1 protein-coding gene is annotated in these 1163 nt (G+C 38.8%); it reads left to right on the top strand.

Annotated features, from left to right (window positions below):
- On the top strand, positions 1 to 1006 hold a 1006-nt coding region (locus tag ACYQ35_RS10140; RefSeq protein ID WP_459833054.1), incomplete at its 5' end, for an IS256 family transposase.
- Positions 1007 to 1163 lie beyond the last annotated feature (157 nt).

Raw genomic sequence — 1163 nt, 5'->3', positions numbered from 1 at the left:
AAAAAGAGTGAATAGTCGTTATGGTTCTATGGAGATTGAAGTTCCACAAGACAGAAAATCAACCTTTGAACCTCAAGTAGTAAAGAAACGTCAGAAAGACATTTCAGATATCGATCAGAAGATTATTTCTATGTATGCGAAAGGTATGACAACCCGGCAGATTTCAGAAACAATCGAAGATATTTATGGTTTTGAAACATCGGAAGGCTTTATATCAGATGTTACAGACAAGATTCTTCCACAGATTAAAGACTGGCAGAATCGGCCTTTAGATGAAGTTTATCCAATCCTGTATATTGATGCGATTCACTATTCTGTCCGTGATAATGGAGTGATCCGGAAGCTTGCAGCCTATGTGATTCTCGGGATAAATGCAGAAGGTAAGAAAGAAGTCCTTACCATCAGCATTGGAGAAAACGAAAGTTCAAAATATTGGCTTTCCGTATTAAACGAATTAAAAAATCGTGGTGTAAAAGATATCCTGATTATCTGTGCAGATGGGCTTACTGGTATCAAAGAAGCGATCTCTGCAGCATTTCCTAAGACAGAATATCAAAGATGTATCGTTCATCAAGTGAGAAATACCTTGAAGTATGTTCCAGAGAAAGACAGAAAAGCATTTGCCACAGATTTGAAAACGATATATCAGGCGGCTGATGAAAAGAAAGCTCTGGCAGCTTTAGATAGAGTGACAGAAAAATGGACTCCGAAATATCCAAATTCCATGAAACGCTGGAAGGATAACTGGGATGCTATTTCCCCGATTTTCAAGTTTTCAGCAACTGTTAGAAAGGTCATTTATACAACAAATGCCATTGAATCACTGAATTCCACTTATCGGAAACTGAACCGTCAGAGAAGCGTCTTTCCAAGCGATACAGCCCTTTTAAAAGCCCTTTATCTAGCTACCTTTGAAGCCACGAAAAAATGGACAGCAACGATCCGGAACTGGGCACAGGTCTATGGTGAACTGAGCATTATGTATGAGGGACGCTTACCCGAATAATAAAAAAGGTCAAAAAGACGGGCGGATTTCCCGCCTGCTATTGACATGCAATTTTGTAGCTGTTATATATAAGACAAAGGCGAAAAGCTGATTTTACTCAAGCCTTTCGCCTATCATTATCTAAAAAGTTCTTATTTACAGACTTTCCTTCATCTGT

The sequence above is a fragment of the Faecalimonas hominis genome, assembly GCF_054660755.1.
The sequence above is the reverse complement of the archived record's forward strand: the minus strand, read 5'-3'. Positions and strand labels throughout refer to the sequence as shown.